Genomic DNA, 16,607 nt, shown 5'->3' on the forward strand with positions numbered 1-16,607 from the left:
CGGGTGATCACACTGGCAAATTCCAATGCCTTGGACAGAGTCACCGCTGTCATCAGCAGCACTGAAACCAAAGCTATTGAAACAGCTCGACCGTTGGCGGATGCCCATAATTGCGACATGGAAGTGCGTGAACTGATGCATGAGAACGACCGCAGTACGACTGGTTTCTTGCCTTCCAAAGAGTTTGAAATCGTTGCTGACCAGTTTTTTGCCTCTCCCGACACCAGTGTTAGAGGTTGGGAAACTGCAACGGCAGCCCAGTCTCGAGTTGTAGCAGAAATTCGCAACTGTCTAAGTGTTCATGAGGAAGGTGACGTGTTGTTTGTCGGACATGGCGCGGTTGGAACCCTGTTGTATTGCTACCTGTCTGGCGTCCCCATTGATCGGAAGTTTGACCAAGGTTCTAGCGGTGGTGGAAACTTCTTCCAGTTCAGCACGTTGCAGAGTAGACCAACGTCTCATTGGCGCCCGATGGAAGAAATGACCGGAAACTAAAGACCCTGAGCGGGTCCAAGCGACATTACGGAGGAATCCCCATTGAATACCAGATCACAAAAAGCGATTGAGATAGCAAAAAGTGGCGGGAAATTGGCCCTAGATTATTTTCAGCGCGTCGGCAGTCTTGATGTGGTCGACAAAGGGCTGCAAGATTTTGTTTCGGAAGCGGATCAAAATGTTGAGTTACTCATCCGAAAGCTAATTGAAGAGGCGTATCCTGACGATGGTATCGTCGGCGAGGAACATGCGCCAAAGCCCAGCAAGTCGGGCTACAATTGGGTAATTGACCCAATCGATGGCACAACGAATTTCCTAAATTCGATCCCTGCTTGGTGTGTTGTCCTAGCCGTAGTGAAAGAGGACCAAACGCAAATTGGAGTGATCTTTGACCCGATCCACGGTGAGACATTCCATGCTGTCCGAGGGGGCGGCGCGACCCTCAATGGCAATCCACTTATCTGCAGCGCTGACACTGCAATGAACCGCGGCAGTATCGGCACGGGGTATTGCAACCGATCCAGCAAACCCAACACGGCCAAGTTGATCACCGAAGTTCTGGAGCAAGACGGCGTCTTTCATCGTAATGCCTCGGGGGCGTTGTCACTGGCCTATACCGCAGCTGGGCGATTGATCGGATATGTTGAGGAACACATGAATGCGTGGGATTGTTTGGCTGGACAACTGATCACCGAAGAGGCTGGTGGACGCGTCGAACAACAGTCGGCGGATCAGATGATAGCCGAAGGCGGGCGGGTTGTTGCAGGAAGTGCGGGTATATTTGATGAATTAGTTCGCATCGCAGACACGGTCTTTGAAGACTAATCTACGGTTAAAAGAACCGGCCCGATGGCATCCTGATTAACGGTGACATCGGTGCCCTTTATTAGCGTGTTGTCGAACTTTTCGCTTACGACAAACGCTTGACCAAAGCTGGCTTCCAAAGTGTATTCCATCCGGCTACCAACATAGGTGGTTTTTGACAGGCAGTGTCAGAGAGATTTTGCCTGACCGGGCAGGGCATTCATAGCACTAGGACATGGCAAACGCTCCCTATTTCGCTACTTCAGGGCGAGCTCTGAGATCATCCGCTCGGCAGGGATGCTCACAGTAGGTTTCTCACTTTCTCTTCGGAATATCGAAGATATGCTGGTTGAGCGCTACAGGATGGCAACCTGTCCTGCCATCCAAAGGGTCCGGCGCATTCGTGCATTACCGTATTTTGACAGTTTGGTTTTCCCCCGGAATGTGCCGGACTGGATAGTCGCAAGATCCCTTTCGGCAGATTGCTTTGCAATCGCCTGTCGGGCGAGGCATGCCACAGAACTTCAGGAATTGCCGATGATGCCCGAAGCGGCGCAGGTTACCAGCTTCGGCCAGGATGGTCAGGGCGTTGATTGGTCCAATCCCAGGTATAGAGGTCAGCAACTGGTAGTCGGTGTCGTCTTTGAGCAATGCGATGGAGCGGTTCTCGATCTCCCTTCTCGTGTATGTAAACATACACTACCGGGCAATGGTTGCGTTGCGCGATCAGGCCACGTCCCTCGGCTAGGACCAGGCGGAACATTCTGAGGGCGTCAGAATCTGCATCAACGGGTAATCCCACCGACGTCTTGGCCGTTTCGTAAATATCTGCAAGTAAACGCTCTTTCGATACGCGGCGGCCGACGACGGTCCAGGCATCTGCGATGAATTCCTCCTTACCCATTGCTGAGATGAGGTGCGGAGATGGGTAGCGTTCAAGGAAGGCAAAGAACCAATCGCTGCGTGAACTGCGGTGAAAGCGATCCGCTTCGGGAAAATACAGTGGCAGATAATGCGTCAATATCCGATGCCACAACTCGGTCTTCGACTTTGAAACGATGTCGTGGGTTTTAGACAGCTCCTGGATATCATTGGTCCCACGCATCAGCGGATCGTGGTAGAACTGCTCATTCCCGATCTCCATCATGTGAAGAATGACCTGAGCGTCTTTAGGATCGTTCTTATCCCAGCTGTTGTGAAGGGCTTCCCGGGTTCGCGCCAAAGCCACCGAGGACACCAGCTTCATCTCAAAACCAGCCGCGGCAAGATGGTAGGCCAAGGCCCGATGGTAATTGCCGGTTGCCTCAAATGCCACGCGAACGGGGCGGTTGTAGTCCGACAGCGTCGCGATCAAACGATTGAAGTCATCAAGCTGATTTAAGACGGTCAGGCGCCGCCGTCGTTTCTTACCCGGGACGGCGATTAGAACTTCATGGCGCGCTTTAGAAATGTCTATTGCCACCAAAACAGGCTCACTCTGTGCAATATTCTTATCGGTCATAGTCGGTCTCCCTTGTGATGTGGTTTGTGCAAAACCACTGTAGGGACCTGAGACCCGGCTATGATCGCCTGCTGCGCAATTTGAGGGCTGTGCAGGCGGTCATAGCCTCAAAATCAGCGCCGTTCCGAAGGTGTTATGGGCCTGAATACATCAGCGGAAAGTTGATGGAATGGGCTGCGAAGCAAGGTGTGAGGCTCGAATGCATCCAGCACGGAAACCCGCAACAGAACGCTTATATTGAGCGCTACAATCGCACGGTCAGGCATGAATGGTTGGACCAGCACATCATTGAAAACATCGAGGAGGCACAGGACTTCGCCACACAATGGCTATGGACTTACAACAATCCCTCTCGTGCATTGCTGCGCAATACCCTGCCGGGCAGTGGACCGCCCGAATATGGGCATCGACGGCATAACACCCGCCCAGAAACTAAAAATGGCCGCCTGAATTCTACAGCCGCATCCCGTTAATATTGGGAGGATTACCGAACCGCATCCCTGACGAGGTGCGGCGCAAGGTTGTTGGGTTGGCGCTGAAGGAGACCGAGTTATCGCCGCGAGAACTGGCAGTGACCTTCATTGATCGAGAAAGGTATTTCGTATCAGAGGCTTCCGTGTGTCGTGTACTGAAGTCACATGATCTGATCACCAGCCCAGCCTTCATTGTGATCAAGGCATCCAGTGAATTCAAAGACAAGACTACGGCCATAAATCAGCTTTGGCAGACTGACTTCACCTACCTCAAGGTTATGGGCTGGGGGTGGTTCCACCTGTCGACAATCTTAGATGATTACAGCCGTTACATCATCTCGTGGAAGCTCTGCGACCACTGCCCGGCGATCTCGAAGCCCAGATCGAAGCCTTCGTATACCACTACAACCATCAGCGTTTCCACGAGAGCCTGAACAATGTCACGCCGTCCAACGACTACTTCGGTCGCGACAAAGCCATTCTACACCAACGCGAAAGGATCAAACGAAAGACCTACGAAGCACGACGCTTGCAACACAGGCAACGCGCCGCATAATCAAACCAACAAGATGAGCCAAACGCTCTCTTAGTTTAAGCCGCCTTTGGACCCAAAAAACCTGACGACGGACACGGAAGCAACTTCACCCAGAGTTTAAGGCCAAGGTCGCGCTGTAAGCGCTGAAGGGCGAGGAGGCGTCAGCGAGCTGGCCAGCCGGTTCGGTGTTCACCCAACGATGATCCATCAGTGGAAACGGTCTTTGCTGGAAGGCGCTTCAGGCCTGTTTGAGCGCGGTGGCCGAAAAAACCCGGAAGTTGATGAAGAGCAAGTAACAGATCTTCATGCCAATATTGTGGAGTGAAGCCGCGAACGCCATGCGTTCGAGAGAGCGGGTGAACGCCGTCGCCAACGATTTTTGGCCAGAAAGCTCAAACCCTGGACAGGCAAGTGAGGCGCAAGATGATTGAGCCGCGCCTGCCAGCTCTGTCGGTGAAAAAACAATGCGCCCTGCTGTCGATCTCCCGTTCGTCGTTCTGCTCTGAGCCAAAAGCTGAGACCGAGATGAACCTCGATCTGATGCGGGTGATCGACAAGCCGTTGTTGGAGACCCCGTTTTATGGCGTTCGCCAGCCTGTCGGGACATTGCTCCGCAGGTGCCCTGTCGGTCGGCGGATGACAGGGCACCTGCGGAATGAAGAAAACCTGGTCAATGAGAAACGGATCAGACGTTTGATGTGGCTGATGGGCCTCATGCCGATCGACCAAAAGCCGAACGCCCGTTGCCCGGCAACACATGCTTGCATGTGCGAGAGGGGGCAAACCCGCAAAGAGCCATAAGATTTATCCCTACTTGCTGCGTGGCCTGCGGGTGGGCCCAATCAAGTTTGGTGTGCCGACATCACCTATCTACCCCCTCTCATGCATGTAAACATGCACTGCCGGGCAGTGGATGGACGGCAAAGGCGGGTTCCTCGGCAACATCTTCATGGAACGGCTCTGGCGGTCTCCTGAATACGAATGCGTCTATCTGCATGCCTGGGAGAGCGGATCCGAAGCGAAGGCGGGCGTCAGAAAATGGATCGAGTTCTACACTCACAAGCGCCCACACTCAGCCCTTGGCGGTCAACCACCGTGGTTTACTGGCAGAGAATTGAAACAACCAACCCCGACCAGCAGGTGCAGAGAGTAGCTTAATTTACGCCAAAATCTGCCCAACTATTGGCGAGTAGCCAATATTTGCGCATCTCCGATGCGCCAACAGCGCTTTCTCACCTTTGCACCCTATTCGAACCTGCGGGCGCTGACATCATTCAGGTCTATATGGTTGATCCGGGGGCTGTGGTTTGGCGGGTCTGCTGGTTTTGTGCTGGGATAATGGGGCAGGGGGTGGCTTTATCTTGGTGTAAGACCTTGTTTTTGCGAGGTTTGTCCGCTTTCTTCAAGGAAACTTTCGATTTGCGTAATTTAGCTGTTGCGGGTTGGGTGTGATAACCCTAGAACCCCCCTACCGGCGGCGCAGATGTGCTACCGGGGACGCTTCGGAGAGACGGGGGATGGAGATTGGGGTTGAAGCGGGCGTGCTGAGAGATTGGCGCATCGGTTTGATTTTGGTCTCTGGGGCTTACGAGCCTAGGACCTTTGGTCTGTTGCTCTTTGAAAATTTATATATCTGAAGAGATATGTGGGCGGTTTGGTTCATTCGATGGATCAACCTGTGCATATATCAACGCTGGTAGGGTCGTATATGCATACGAACCGATGACCAGTGTCAGCTTCACTGTTTGGAGGGTTTCGGTTTCTTTTGAAACTGAAGCACAACCAAACGGTTAAACTGTCCCATTTGAACAATGGGACGATATGTGCAGAGGTTCGACGTCAAGGACACGATCGCAAGATCGTTTCAACTTGAGAGTTTGATCCTGGCTCAGAACGAACGCTGGCGGCAGGCCTAACACATGCAAGTCGAGCGCAATCCTTCGGGATCGAGCGGCGGACGGGTTAGTAACGCGTGGGAATGTACCCTTCTCTACGGAATAGCCTCGGGAAACTGAGAGTAATACCGTATACGCCCTTTTGGGGAAAGATTTATCGGAGAAGGATCAGCCCGCGTAAGATTAGATAGTTGGTGGGGTAATGGCCTACCAAGTCTACGATCTTTAGCTGGTTTTAGAGGATGATCAGCAACACTGGGACTGAGACACGGCCCAGACTCCTACGGGAGGCAGCAGTGGGGAATCTTGGACAATGGGCGCAAGCCTGATCCAGCCATGCCGCGTGTGTGATGAAGGCCTTAGGGTCGTAAAGCACTTTCGCTAGAGATGATAATGACAGTATCTAGTAAAGAAGTCCCGGCTAACTCCGTGCCAGCAGCCGCGGTAATACGGAGGGGACTAGCGTTGTTCGGAATTACTGGGCGTAAAGCGTACGTAGGCGGATCAGAAAGTATGGGGTGAAATCCCAGGGCTCAACCCTGGAACTGCCTCATAAACTCCTGGTCTAGAGTTCGAGAGAGGTGAGTGGAATTCCGAGTGTAGAGGTGAAATTCGTAGATATTCGGAGGAACACCAGTGGCGAAGGCGGCTCACTGGCTCGATACTGACGCTGAGGTACGAAAGTGTGGGGAGCAAACAGGATTAGATACCCTGGTAGTCCACACCGTAAACGATGAATGCCAGTCGTCGGGTAGCATGCTATTCGGTGACACACCTAACGGATTAAGCATTCCGCCTGGGGAGTACGGTCGCAAGATTAAAACTCAAAGGAATTGACGGGGGCCCGCACAAGCGGTGGAGCATGTGGTTTAATTCGAAGCAACGCGCAGAACCTTACCAACCCTTGACATCCTATGACAACTCCAGAGATGGAGCCTTCCTTCGGGACATAGTGACAGGTGCTGCATGGCTGTCGTCAGCTCGTGTCGTGAGATGTTCGGTTAAGTCCGGCAACGAGCGCAACCCACATCTTTAGTTGCCAGCAGGTTAAGCTGGGCACTCTAGAGAAACTGCCCGTGATAAGCGGGAGGAAGGTGTGGATGACGTCAAGTCCTCATGGCCCTTACGGGTTGGGCTACACACGTGCTACAATGGCAGTGACAATGGGTTAATCCCAAAAAACTGTCTCAGTTCGGATTGGGGTCTGCAACTCGACCCCATGAAGTCGGAATCGCTAGTAATCGCGTAACAGCATGACGCGGTGAATACGTTCCCGGGCCTTGTACACACCGCCCGTCACACCATGGGAGTTGGGTCTACCCGAAGGCCGTGCGCCAACCTGGCAACAGGAGGCAGCGGACCACGGTGGGTTCAGCGACTGGGGTGAAGTCGTAACAAGGTAGCCGTAGGGGAACCTGCGGCTGGATCACCTCCTTTCTAAGGATGTTTCTAGCCAGATCAGCTTGCTGATCTCGTGAAACACTTAGCAGATCTCCGCTTCTCACGAAGCGGCGCCCGAAATGGGTGTATGATCATAGAGACGCAAGTCTCAGTTTGGGATCGCAAGATCTCAGACAGAGCCAGGCCGTCCTCATATCTCTTCAGAAACACGCGGCAGCAGCCGTTATCGGCAGCTGTTCGGTGACATAACCACTGAGTGCTGCTCGCACACTGGTTTTGTTTTGCTTATGCAGAATGAAAATCGGGTCGGTAGCTCAGGTGGTTAGAGCGCACGCCTGATAAGCGTGAGGTCGGAGGTTCAAGTCCTCCTCGACCCACCACCCCACTTTCCGCTTCGCGGACAAGTGGGAATAACAGGTCCTCTTGGTGACAAGCGACAGGGTAGTCTACGCAGTGGACTGTCCCGACAGCGGGTCTCAGGATTACACCCTGCCTCGCAGAACATGACTGAGTGCTTCTCGCAGACTTTCCCTGAAAGTCGGCTGCCAGCACGCCCAGTCAATTTGCGGCGCAAATTAACTGGGGCCTTAGCTCAGCTGGGAGAGCGCCTGATTTGCATTCAGGAGGTCAGGAGTTCGATCCTCCTAGGCTCCACCAATTTACTTTGATTAGATCTTCAAGCATTCCTTTGAATGTTTGAACGTCCAATCGGACGTGGCTTCGCAAGAAGCCTTGACATCGTTTAGAGAGATATAATCAACAATACTGTTGGTCGCCCGAGTAAGGGAGAGACCTCAGATTGGTGCTGATCTTCCCTTCGGGGGCGTGATGCAAGCCTGTACGACATCTGTTTCCTCGGATGTTTATGGGTATGCCGGACTGAAACGACGGTGTTGTCCAAGTCAAGTAAACTAACCCGAGTACGTTCTTCAGTCACCTCCCGCACGGATGGTGATTGCATACGGGACGTGCTCAAATTGTTCGCATCATTACTATGGTGCGAGCGGGAAAGTATGCTTTTGATATCAGAGATATATGGGAACAGTTTCTTACCAGCTTCTGTTCTCTGATCGATCGGATTGTTCTACATTCCAACGCTGGTTGGGAGCGGTCAAACGCCCTCAAGTAGCCGCTAGGCGGTAGGGCAAATATCAAGTCTTTCTATTTCTGGATCAAATCAAGCGCGAAAAGGGCGTTTGGTGAATGCCTTGGCAGTAAGAGGCGATGAAAGACGTGATACTCTGCGATAAGTCATGGGGAGCTGAGAATAAGCTTTGATCCATGAATTTCTGAATGGGGCAACCCACCTGATACTTTCTTATTTATACTACTTTGTTGAGACTACGAAAGGGTTCGCCCTCAAGTAGCGCTCCGCGCGGTAGGGCAAAATAAGTTGGTAAACCAGGTATTTTTAACCTGAATACATAGGGTTAAAAAGGCAAACCCGGGGAACTGAAACATCTAAGTACCCGGAGGAAAGGAAATCAATATGATACTCCCCTAGTAGCGGCGAGCGAACGGGGACCAGCCGAGCCAGATGAGTGAGAAGAACATGTTGGGAAGCATGACCATAGCGGGTGATAGTCCCGTATTCTAAGCTCTGATGGACGTATTAAGTAGGGCGGAACACGTGAAATTCTGTCTGAAGATCGGAGGACCACCTTCGAAGGCTAAGTACTCCTTACTGACCGATAGTGAACCAGTACCGTGAGGGAAAGGTGAAAAGCACCCCGACGAGGGGAGTGAAACAGTACCTGAAACCGAACGCCTACAATCAGTTGGAGGGCCCCAATGATCTTCGGATCCGGAGGCCTGACAGCGTACCTTTTGTATAATGGGTCATCGACTTGGTCTCACAAGCAAGCTTAAGCCGTTAGGTGTAGGCGCAGCGAAAGCGAGTCTTAATAGGGCGCATGAGTTTGTGGGATCAGACCCGAAACCGAGTGATCTTGGCATGGCCAGGTTGAAGGTGCAGTAACATGCACTGGAGGACCGAACCCACATCTGTTGAAAAAGATCGGGATGAGCTGTGCCAAGGGGTGAAAGGCCAATCAAACTCGGAGATAGCTGGTTCTCTGCGAAATCTATTTAGGTAGAGCGTCATCCGAATACCCTCGGGGGTAGAGCACTGGATGGGCAATGGGGGCATACAGCCTTACTGACCCTAACCAAACTCCGAATACCGAGGAGTACTAGATGGCAGACACACTGCGGATGCTAACGTCCGTAGTGAAGAGGGAAACAACCCTGACCTCCGGCTAAGGCCCCTAATTCATGGCTAAGTGGGAAAGCAGGTGGGACGACCAAAACAACCAGGAGGTTGGCTTAGAAGCAGCCATCCTTTAAAGATAGCGTAACAGCTCACTGGTCTAAATAAGTTGTCCTGCGGCGAAGATGTAACGGGGCTCAAGCCATGAGCCGAAGCCGAGGATGCACGTAAGTGCATGGTAGCAGAGCGTAGTGTGACATAGATCCTATCCTCTTTAGTGTCCTTCGGGGCATTTTGGAGGACCGGATCTTTCGATGAAGCCGGGGCGTAAGCCATCCGGTGGAGAGATCACTAGTGAGAATGATGACATGAGTAGCGACAAAGAGTGTGAGAGACACTCTCGCCGAAAATCCAAGGGTTCCTGCTTAAAGCTAATCTGAGCAGGGTAAGCCGACCCCTAAGGCGAGGCCGAAAGGCGTAGTCGATGGGAACCAGGTTAATATTCCTGGGCCAGGAAGTGGTGACGGATCTCAGAGGTAGTTCATCCTTATCGGATTGAATGGGCTGCTGAGAGGTCCCTGGAAATAGCCCTTCCATGAGATCGTACCCTAAACCGACACAGGTGGATAGGTAGAGAATACCAAGGCGCTTGAGAGAACTATGTTGAAGGAACTCGGCAAAATACCTCCGTAAGTTCGCGAGAAGGAGGCCCGGTTTCTACGCAAGTGGAAGCTGGGGGCACAAACCAGGGGGTGGCGACTGTTTATTAAAAACACAGGGCTCTGCGAAGTCGTAAGACGACGTATAGGGTCTGACGCCTGCCCGGTGCCTGAAGGTTAAAAGGAGGGGTGAGAGCTCTGAATTGAAGCCCAGGTAAACGGCGGCCGTAACTATAACGGTCCTAAGGTAGCGAAATTCCTTGTCGGGTAAGTTCCGACCTGCACGAATGGCGTAACGACTTCCCCGCTGTCTCCAACATAGACTCAGCGAAATTGAATTGCCTGTCAAGATGCAGGCTTCCCGCGGTTAGACGGAAAGACCCCGTGCACCTTTACTACAGCTTCACATTGGCATTAGGCCGAGCATGTGCAGGATAGGTGGTGGGCTTCGAAACCAAAACGCTAGTTTTGGTGGAGCCTCCCTTGAGATACCACCCTTGCTCTGCTTGATGTCTAACCGCGGTCCGTTATCCGGATCCGGGACCCTGTGTGGCGGGTAGTTTGACTGGGGCGGTCGCCTCCTAAAGCGTAACGGAGGCGCGCGAAGGTTGGCTCAGACCGGTCGGAAATCGGTCGTTGAGTGCAATGGCAGAAGCCAGCCTGACTGCGAGACTGACAAGTCGAGCAGAGACGAAAGTCGGTCATAGTGATCCGGTGGTCCCGAGTGGAAGGGCCATCGCTCAACGGATAAAAGGTACGCCGGGGATAACAGGCTGATACTGCCCAAGAGTCCATATCGACGGCAGTGTTTGGCACCTCGATGTCGGCTCATCTCATCCTGGGGCTGGAGCAGGTCCCAAGGGTACGGCTGTTCGCCGTTTAAAGAGGTACGTGAGCTGGGTTTAGAACGTCGTGAGACAGTTCGGTCCCTATCTGCCGTGGGTGTAGGATACTTGAGAGGAGTTGCCCCTAGTACGAGAGGACCGGGGTGAACGAACCACTGGTGGACCAGTTGTCGTGCCAACGGCAGTGCTGGGTAGCTATGTTCGGACAGGATAACCGCTGAAGGCATCTAAGCGGGAAGCCCCCCTCAAAACAAGGTATCCCTGAGGGCCGAGGTAGACCACCTCGTCGATAGGCCAGAGATGTAAGCGTGGTAACACGTTCAGTTGACTGGTACTAATTGCCCGATAGGCTTGATTTGATCCAGTAATAGACAGACTGTTAGCAATAACAAAAACTCTGTGAACGACAATCAAAGCATACATTCCAACCGTGTCTTAAGGTCGCCATAACTGGTGGCAAGACACGTATCAGACTATACAAGACTTGGACAAAACGGAGTGACTTGCCGTCGGCAAACACTCCGGAGTTGATGCAGGAACGCGCCTTTGCTTCGCAAAGACACTGTCTCCTGCTCGGCGCGCTTGCTCTGCAAGCTCGCCGTATATCTCTCCAAAGCGGGGATTTTCCTCGGTTTGGTGGTCATAGCGCAAGTGAAACACCCGGTCCCATCCCGAACCCGGAAGTTAAGCACTGTTGCGCCGATGGTACTGCATCTTAAGGTGTGGGAGAGTAGGGCACCGCCAAACCTAGAAAAATCCCCAACGATAACAAACAATACCTTCAGAACAAACCATCGTCCTGAAGCACCACAGTCTCGCCGCACATCGCAAGAGAGACTGACCTGGGCTCAAGCAGCGTAAGCGGTAGCCCAAACAAAACTGTCGCGGGATGGAGCAGCCCGGTAGCTCGTCAGGCTCATAACCTGAAGGTCGTAGGTTCAAATCCTACTCCCGCAACCAATAATACAAAGCAAATACAACAGATTACCAACCACCTCCGGGTGGTCGTTTGCGTTTGGGCAAAGGCGCTGGAAGCACTGTGGAAGCATCAGGAGGCAGTTCGAGGCGTTGTATTCCTGCAACGCTGCCGGTCCTGCGGGAGAGCTAACTATTAGGGCTCCTCCGAAACGTTGGGCGAAACATAGGCCAGTTTCTGGAACCGAGGGTGAACTAAGGAGCGATGTTCTGTTGGGTTCTGCGGCAGCAAAGAACGACATATTAGGTGGATGAACGGCTAGCTTCCCATGACCAGTTATTTTTAAATTTGATTACTTGATCGCGCTCAACATATCGCAGCAATTGCCTTCTTGCAGTACCTGCAGAATGACGGCACCTTACCTTTGACAGATAATGGGACGGTTTAATGCCAATGAATAACGAAGGCCGCTGGATGTTGGCTGAACAAAATGGGTGTCGTTTGAAAATCCAGCAGTCTACCAAACTTGGTTTTTTGCTGATCGCCGTTTTGTGGGGGATATCTCCGGCCCTTGGTATGGCGAGTGAAACCCGTGCAACTATTCTAGGCCAATGTGACACGCTCGCCGCCAACCCGCTTAACCCCGATAACCCGGCTGGAGTTTCAGGTGTCAAATTTTCGGAAATTAATGCACGCCAGGCCATCCCAGCATGCAAGAGAGCCGCGCTGAAATACCCGAACGAACCGCGGATGCACTTCCAATTGGGTCGCGCACTGGATGCCGTTGGGCAAAAGCAAATGGCGCTGCGAGAGTACTTCAAGGCAGCGAACATGGGCTATCGCGCTGCCTTGTTCAATCTTGGCACCATTTACCGCGATAGAAAGAACTCTCCTGACCGGAGCAAGGACGCTGCCAGCCTGTTTCGGGCTGCTGCTATCCAGGGTTATGCCCCTGCACAGTTCAATTTGGGCCTGATGTACGAAAAGGGTCGCGGCTTGCCACAAAGTGATACTGAGGCTGTGTACTGGTATCAGCTTTCGGCAAATCTGGAATATCGAAACGGCGAATTCAACCTTGGCTGGATGTATGAAAAAGGTCGGGGTGTTCCGCAAAATTACCAGCGGGCGGCCGAGATGTATTCAAATGCCTCGCACAGAGGGCATGCCTCTGCGATGTATCGGTTGGGGACATTGTACGAAGATGGATTGGGAGTCTCCCAGGACAGTAACGAAGCCCTCACCCTGTATCTCAAGGCCTTAAACAAGGGCGAGGTTCGGGCATTGACAGCTGCCGGTCGAATGTATCGCGATGGTCGTGGCGTCAATAAGGATGTGATGGAAGCAGCAATCCTGTTTCGAACTGCGGCGGCGCGGGGAGACAGGCAGGCTAAGGACCTCATGGGCAAACTATTTTCGAACAAGGATATCGCGCGAGAGCTACAACGGCAGTTGAAAAGTCAGGGTTTCTATAGTGGTCCCATTGATGGGGCCTTTGGGCGGGGCAGCCAAGCAGCTTTGGGAGAATCCTGCCAATGTGGTTGAACCTTTTGTCTCACCGCGTACCGAGCGTGATTGCTTCTTGTGGCTTACTGGCCGCCATCAAGCAGGCCGTCTACCTTTCTCTCGCATTGTGGAGTATGGCAGGTAGCAGCGCCGCGCAGCAAGATCCCGGATGGCGCAAATTCGTTCACGAACTAGGCTGGCAAATAAAGTATCCCGCAGGATTGATGTCAGCAGTCTCTGGACCCAGTGGGCTCGGCAAAACTTACATTAGCCGGGACAATTCCGCTAAGCTAGTCATCTTTAGCGCGGTCAGATCCGCAGCGGATTATCAGGCATTTCAGCAAGATCTGTTACGAGACGTGCAGTATCGCGGTGCCATGCACACACAGGGCGAAGGATGGTTTGCATTGGCTGGACAGCGAAACTCGACCACATACTTTGCCAAGTTTGTTTTCGACAAAAAACGCCATTTTGCGCGTGCCTTTCTATTGGAATATGATCAGAGCCTAAGCTCGACCTATGAACCAATAGCCGCTCAAATGGCCGCCAATTTCACCTATGAAGGGTCCAATTGGGAATCCGAGGAAGACCGCAGAAATCGTGCGAGATCCCGGGCTCAAAAAATTATCGACACCGTGACGGGGCCGCAAAAAACTGAATGGCGACAATATCAGAACACTGCAGGTGACTGGAAAGTCAGTTATCCGGCGAATGTACTTTTTACGGACACGGTGCCAAGCACCTCGTCGGTTCGAGTTTTCCGCAGCACTGACGCGCAATCGGTGCTGACCATTACCGGCGGTCCAACGCTGATGCACGACGTTCAAGACTACAAGGCGCAGCTCCTTAGCCACGGTCGGCATGAACAGTTGAAGCGAAGCCAGGTTGGGGCAAACTGGTTCCTGCTCAGCGGCAATCGCGGCGGTAATATGTTCTATGAGAAATACCTGTTCTCGCCTGAAATGACCCAGGTGCAATCCATTGCGCTGGAATTCCCGGCGTCACACGCGAACGTATTCTCTGAGATTGTCAAACGAATGGAAGCAGAGTTTTCAACTTACCGCGTCCTCAATCAGCCGACCGCGGGTGGTCAATTCAGGACGTCGACAGACCGCATCAACGGTGTGACTGTGGACAGTGGCGGCTGGCAGGATAACAACGGCAAGGGTGTCCTGACCCTGACGCTCACCAACAACACTGATGGGGTGCTACAGTCGGTGCAGGTTGATCCATTTCGCTCTGATCTATGGAAAACCATCAAGCTCGAACCGCCCATTTATCCGGGTGAGAGTGATCAAGTTGAACTCGAGGTCATTCTGGCCTCTGACGGGAAGCCCGCTGAGACGTCGCATCGCCCCAAGGATCGCTTGAAGTGGTGGGACAACAACCATCGAAATGTCATTTTGTCGGTTTTTAACCGCGAGGAAGAATTCAAAGAGGAGTTCGGCACATGGCTGTTCGGAAACTGATTGCCGCGACATTTGCCTTGGCTTGCCCGCTAGGTGCCGCCGCCTTTGAGGGCGAACAGCGGGATTTGAGACTGATCGCAGAAAGCACACACGGTGCGTCAATCGCGGTGGATTATGATGTCAAATGGAAGCTCAGCTCGTTGATGGGCGAGCCAACCCGAAACCTGAAAATTCGCTGGCGGTTGCCCAGAACCGCAGCGATACGTCTGCCTAACGACCCCGACTATGAGGGGGCCCCATCGAACTTTCTGGTCAGAAACCTACCACCGGACGTTCAGGACACCATCCGGCTGTATGATGTTAATGTTCCCATTGGATTTTCTGGGCATGAAGCAGGGTATGACTGCTCATCTCTCTACGCTATCAATGTGATCGCGGAAGGCTACGTAACATTTGACGCAGGTGCGCCAGCCAAACCGGGAGACAAGTGGAGCTACAACGTTACCGGTTCCCCAAATTGGGCTCAGTTCATGACTGACTTTCAGGGCAAGTCGCTGAGTGAAGGTACCGCCAAGTCCGTGATGTCCACGCCAAACCTTTGTGGTGATGTACAGGACACGCAGGTGACAGGTAAAATCGCCTTGGGCGAAGCGTTGCGCTGGATACGCAAGAGTTTCGACAAAAGATCCATTGCAGAGATGATCGCAGGGGCACAGCGCCAGTTGGAAGTTCTCAGCGAAACACTTGAGTTGCCAATTCAAGATGCGTATTCTGAATTTGGACGTCTGGCATTTTCGCTGAATACCGCCAGATCCGCAGCCGAGATTGCTGACATACGGCAACAGGTCGAAGCCGCCTCGAAAAAGCTTAGGGACGGAATTCCCGTCCGATATGTGCCTGCTGACAAAGCGCAGGACTATCAAGCAGAACGCGATGACGTGTCTTCGCAAACTGACCAATTAGTAGAGCAAGCAGCACCTGACGAAAGTGAATATGATGTTGCATTGCAGTCCCTTGAGGACTGGTTGGAAATGAAAAACAGAGAACTTAGAAATACGGCTAGGCACCCGATTGGATGCATTGAATTTGGCGCTGAAATATGTGCTCCAATGCTACGTTTCTCACCTGAACATGACGCACAGGTTCATTCACCCGTTGTTCAAATCACAGGTCAAATTGATCGAAATTTCTTGGATTACAACAACCACATTATTCTAACAATTCAAGACCAAGAGCAACTGGTGTCAGTTCTGTCAGACGGTACATTCCAATCGAAAATTGTGCTTGGCCGAGGCCAAAATAAAGTAAGTGCAAAATTACTTTTGCTGAATATGGAAGATCGGGAGCTGTTTTTAACTAGCCGCAATATTTCCTATGAAGGAGCGGCCACGAAACTGCGAGTGACACTGGTCTGGGATACCGCCGGAAGTGATTTGGATTTGTATGTCGAAAACTCAACTGAAGGTACTGTTAGCTATAATGACAAGCGGTCCGGAAACTTAGTCTTGGACGTAGATGACACCGATGGGCACGGACCTGAAAATGTTTCTGCAGTGTCTTTGGCTGCAGCAAGTTCAACGAAAATACGCGTTCAAAACTATGGTCACGGCGTTGGAACTAGTGCCACAGTCTATGTTTACGTAAACGAACAATTATTCAGGACGTATAGCCACACATTTAGTCGCTCAAAAGAGTTTTGGCACGTCGTAGAACTTCCGGCCGAGTAAGTCCTCGCGACCAAACCCCGAGCGCCTTTGTTAGTGACGCTGAGGGTGACAGCTCCAAAATCAATCAGGCAATCGCCGTAGGTTTGTTTTGCTTGTTCCTTGGCAGAGGCCAGTTCAGCACGAAGTTCTGGAGGAATGTCGGTTTGCAGGGTGAATTTCAGCGCGTCAAAACCTGAATGCAGGATCTCTCCGTCCATCTACGCTCTCCTACACTTTTGGACCTGTCACGGTATTG

7 protein-coding genes, 3 tRNA genes, 3 rRNA genes and 3 pseudogenes are annotated in these 16,607 nt (G+C 52.3%); 15 read left to right on the forward strand and 1 reads right to left on the reverse strand.

The genetic code is table 11. The features are described from left to right. Positions 1-3: 3 nt before the first annotated feature. Positions 4-495, forward strand: a complete 492-nt coding sequence (locus tag QPJ95_RS16530; RefSeq protein ID WP_286018141.1) for a histidine phosphatase family protein — start codon at positions 4-6, stop codon at positions 493-495. A 42-nt stretch (positions 496-537) separates the two neighbouring features. Continuing rightward, complete coding sequence (locus QPJ95_RS16535; RefSeq protein WP_286018142.1) at positions 538-1,320, forward strand: inositol monophosphatase family protein; 783 nt, start codon at positions 538-540, stop codon at positions 1,318-1,320. A gap of 338 nt (positions 1,321-1,658) precedes the next feature. Here QPJ95_RS16535 and QPJ95_RS16540 read toward each other — a convergent pair. Then, positions 1,659-2,800: pseudogene (locus tag QPJ95_RS16540) on the reverse strand (IS110 family transposase); the annotation flags it as partial. Positions 2,801-2,874: 74 nt separating this feature from the next. On the opposite strand from QPJ95_RS16540, the pseudogene QPJ95_RS16545 reads away from it, so the two are divergent. The 13 genes and pseudogenes from QPJ95_RS16545 to QPJ95_RS16600 form a co-directional block, all read left to right on the forward strand. Then, positions 2,875-3,250: pseudogene (locus QPJ95_RS16545) on the forward strand (integrase core domain-containing protein); the annotation flags it as partial. 40 nt (positions 3,251-3,290) lie between these two features. Beyond that, positions 3,291-3,829: pseudogene (locus tag QPJ95_RS16550) on the forward strand (DDE-type integrase/transposase/recombinase); the annotation flags it as partial. A gap of 390 nt (positions 3,830-4,219) precedes the next feature. Then, entirely contained in the window at positions 4,220-4,609 is a 390-nt protein-coding gene (locus QPJ95_RS24260; RefSeq protein ID WP_390922362.1) for a hypothetical protein, read from the forward strand. Between the two features lie 148 nt (positions 4,610-4,757). Beyond that, positions 4,758-4,961 carry an integrase core domain-containing protein gene (locus QPJ95_RS24265; RefSeq protein WP_390923837.1) on the forward strand — a complete coding sequence of 68 codons (204 nt, stop codon included), beginning with the start codon at positions 4,758-4,760 and terminating at the stop codon, positions 4,959-4,961. Positions 4,962-5,673: 712 nt separating this feature from the next. Further along, a 16S ribosomal RNA gene (locus QPJ95_RS16560) occupies positions 5,674-7,140 on the forward strand. Between the two features lie 267 nt (positions 7,141-7,407). Continuing rightward, positions 7,408-7,484, forward strand: a tRNA-Ile gene (locus QPJ95_RS16565). Between the two features lie 201 nt (positions 7,485-7,685). Further along, positions 7,686-7,761 (forward strand) — tRNA-Ala (locus QPJ95_RS16570). Positions 7,762-8,279: 518 nt separating this feature from the next. Then, a 23S ribosomal RNA gene (locus QPJ95_RS16575) occupies positions 8,280-11,176 on the forward strand. Positions 11,177-11,449: 273 nt separating this feature from the next. Then, positions 11,450-11,564: ribosomal RNA gene (gene rrf / locus QPJ95_RS16580) — 5S ribosomal RNA — on the forward strand. The 16S, 23S and 5S rRNA genes sit together here with 3 tRNA genes alongside, the layout of an rRNA operon. A 136-nt stretch (positions 11,565-11,700) precedes the next feature. Then, positions 11,701-11,777, forward strand: a tRNA-Met gene (locus tag QPJ95_RS16585). Positions 11,778-12,180: 403 nt separating this feature from the next. Next, entirely contained in the window at positions 12,181-13,275 is a 1,095-nt protein-coding gene (locus tag QPJ95_RS16590) for a tetratricopeptide repeat protein (RefSeq protein ID WP_270921211.1), read from the forward strand. After that, on the forward strand, positions 13,266-14,705 hold the full coding sequence (locus QPJ95_RS16595) for a hypothetical protein (protein WP_270921212.1): 1,440 nt from the start codon (positions 13,266-13,268) through the stop codon (positions 14,703-14,705). Before QPJ95_RS16590 ends, QPJ95_RS16595 begins: the two co-directional genes overlap by 10 nt. After that, positions 14,687-16,372 carry a YfaP family protein gene (locus tag QPJ95_RS16600; protein WP_270921213.1) on the forward strand — a complete coding sequence of 562 codons (1,686 nt, stop codon included), beginning with the start codon at positions 14,687-14,689 and terminating at the stop codon, positions 16,370-16,372. The genes QPJ95_RS16595 and QPJ95_RS16600 overlap by 19 nt, the downstream gene beginning before the upstream one ends. Positions 16,373-16,607: the final 235 nt, after the last annotated feature.

This window comes from Parasedimentitalea psychrophila (assembly GCF_030285785.1).
Classification (GTDB): domain Bacteria; phylum Pseudomonadota; class Alphaproteobacteria; order Rhodobacterales; family Rhodobacteraceae; genus Parasedimentitalea; species Parasedimentitalea psychrophila.

What these genes read in the sequence shown, in the direction of transcription:
- QPJ95_RS16600 (WP_270921213.1), top strand. Translation starts at nt 14,687, where the DNA reads ATGGCTGTTCGGAAACTGATTGCCGCGACATTTGCCTTGGCTTGCCCG.
- QPJ95_RS16590 (WP_270921211.1), top strand. Translation starts at nt 12,181, where the DNA reads ATGCCAATGAATAACGAAGGCCGCTGGATGTTGGCTGAACAAAATGGG.
- QPJ95_RS24265 (WP_390923837.1), top strand. Translation starts at nt 4,758, where the DNA reads ATGGAACGGCTCTGGCGGTCTCCTGAATACGAATGCGTCTATCTGCAT.
- QPJ95_RS16595 (WP_270921212.1), top strand. Translation starts at nt 13,266, where the DNA reads ATGTGGTTGAACCTTTTGTCTCACCGCGTACCGAGCGTGATTGCTTCT.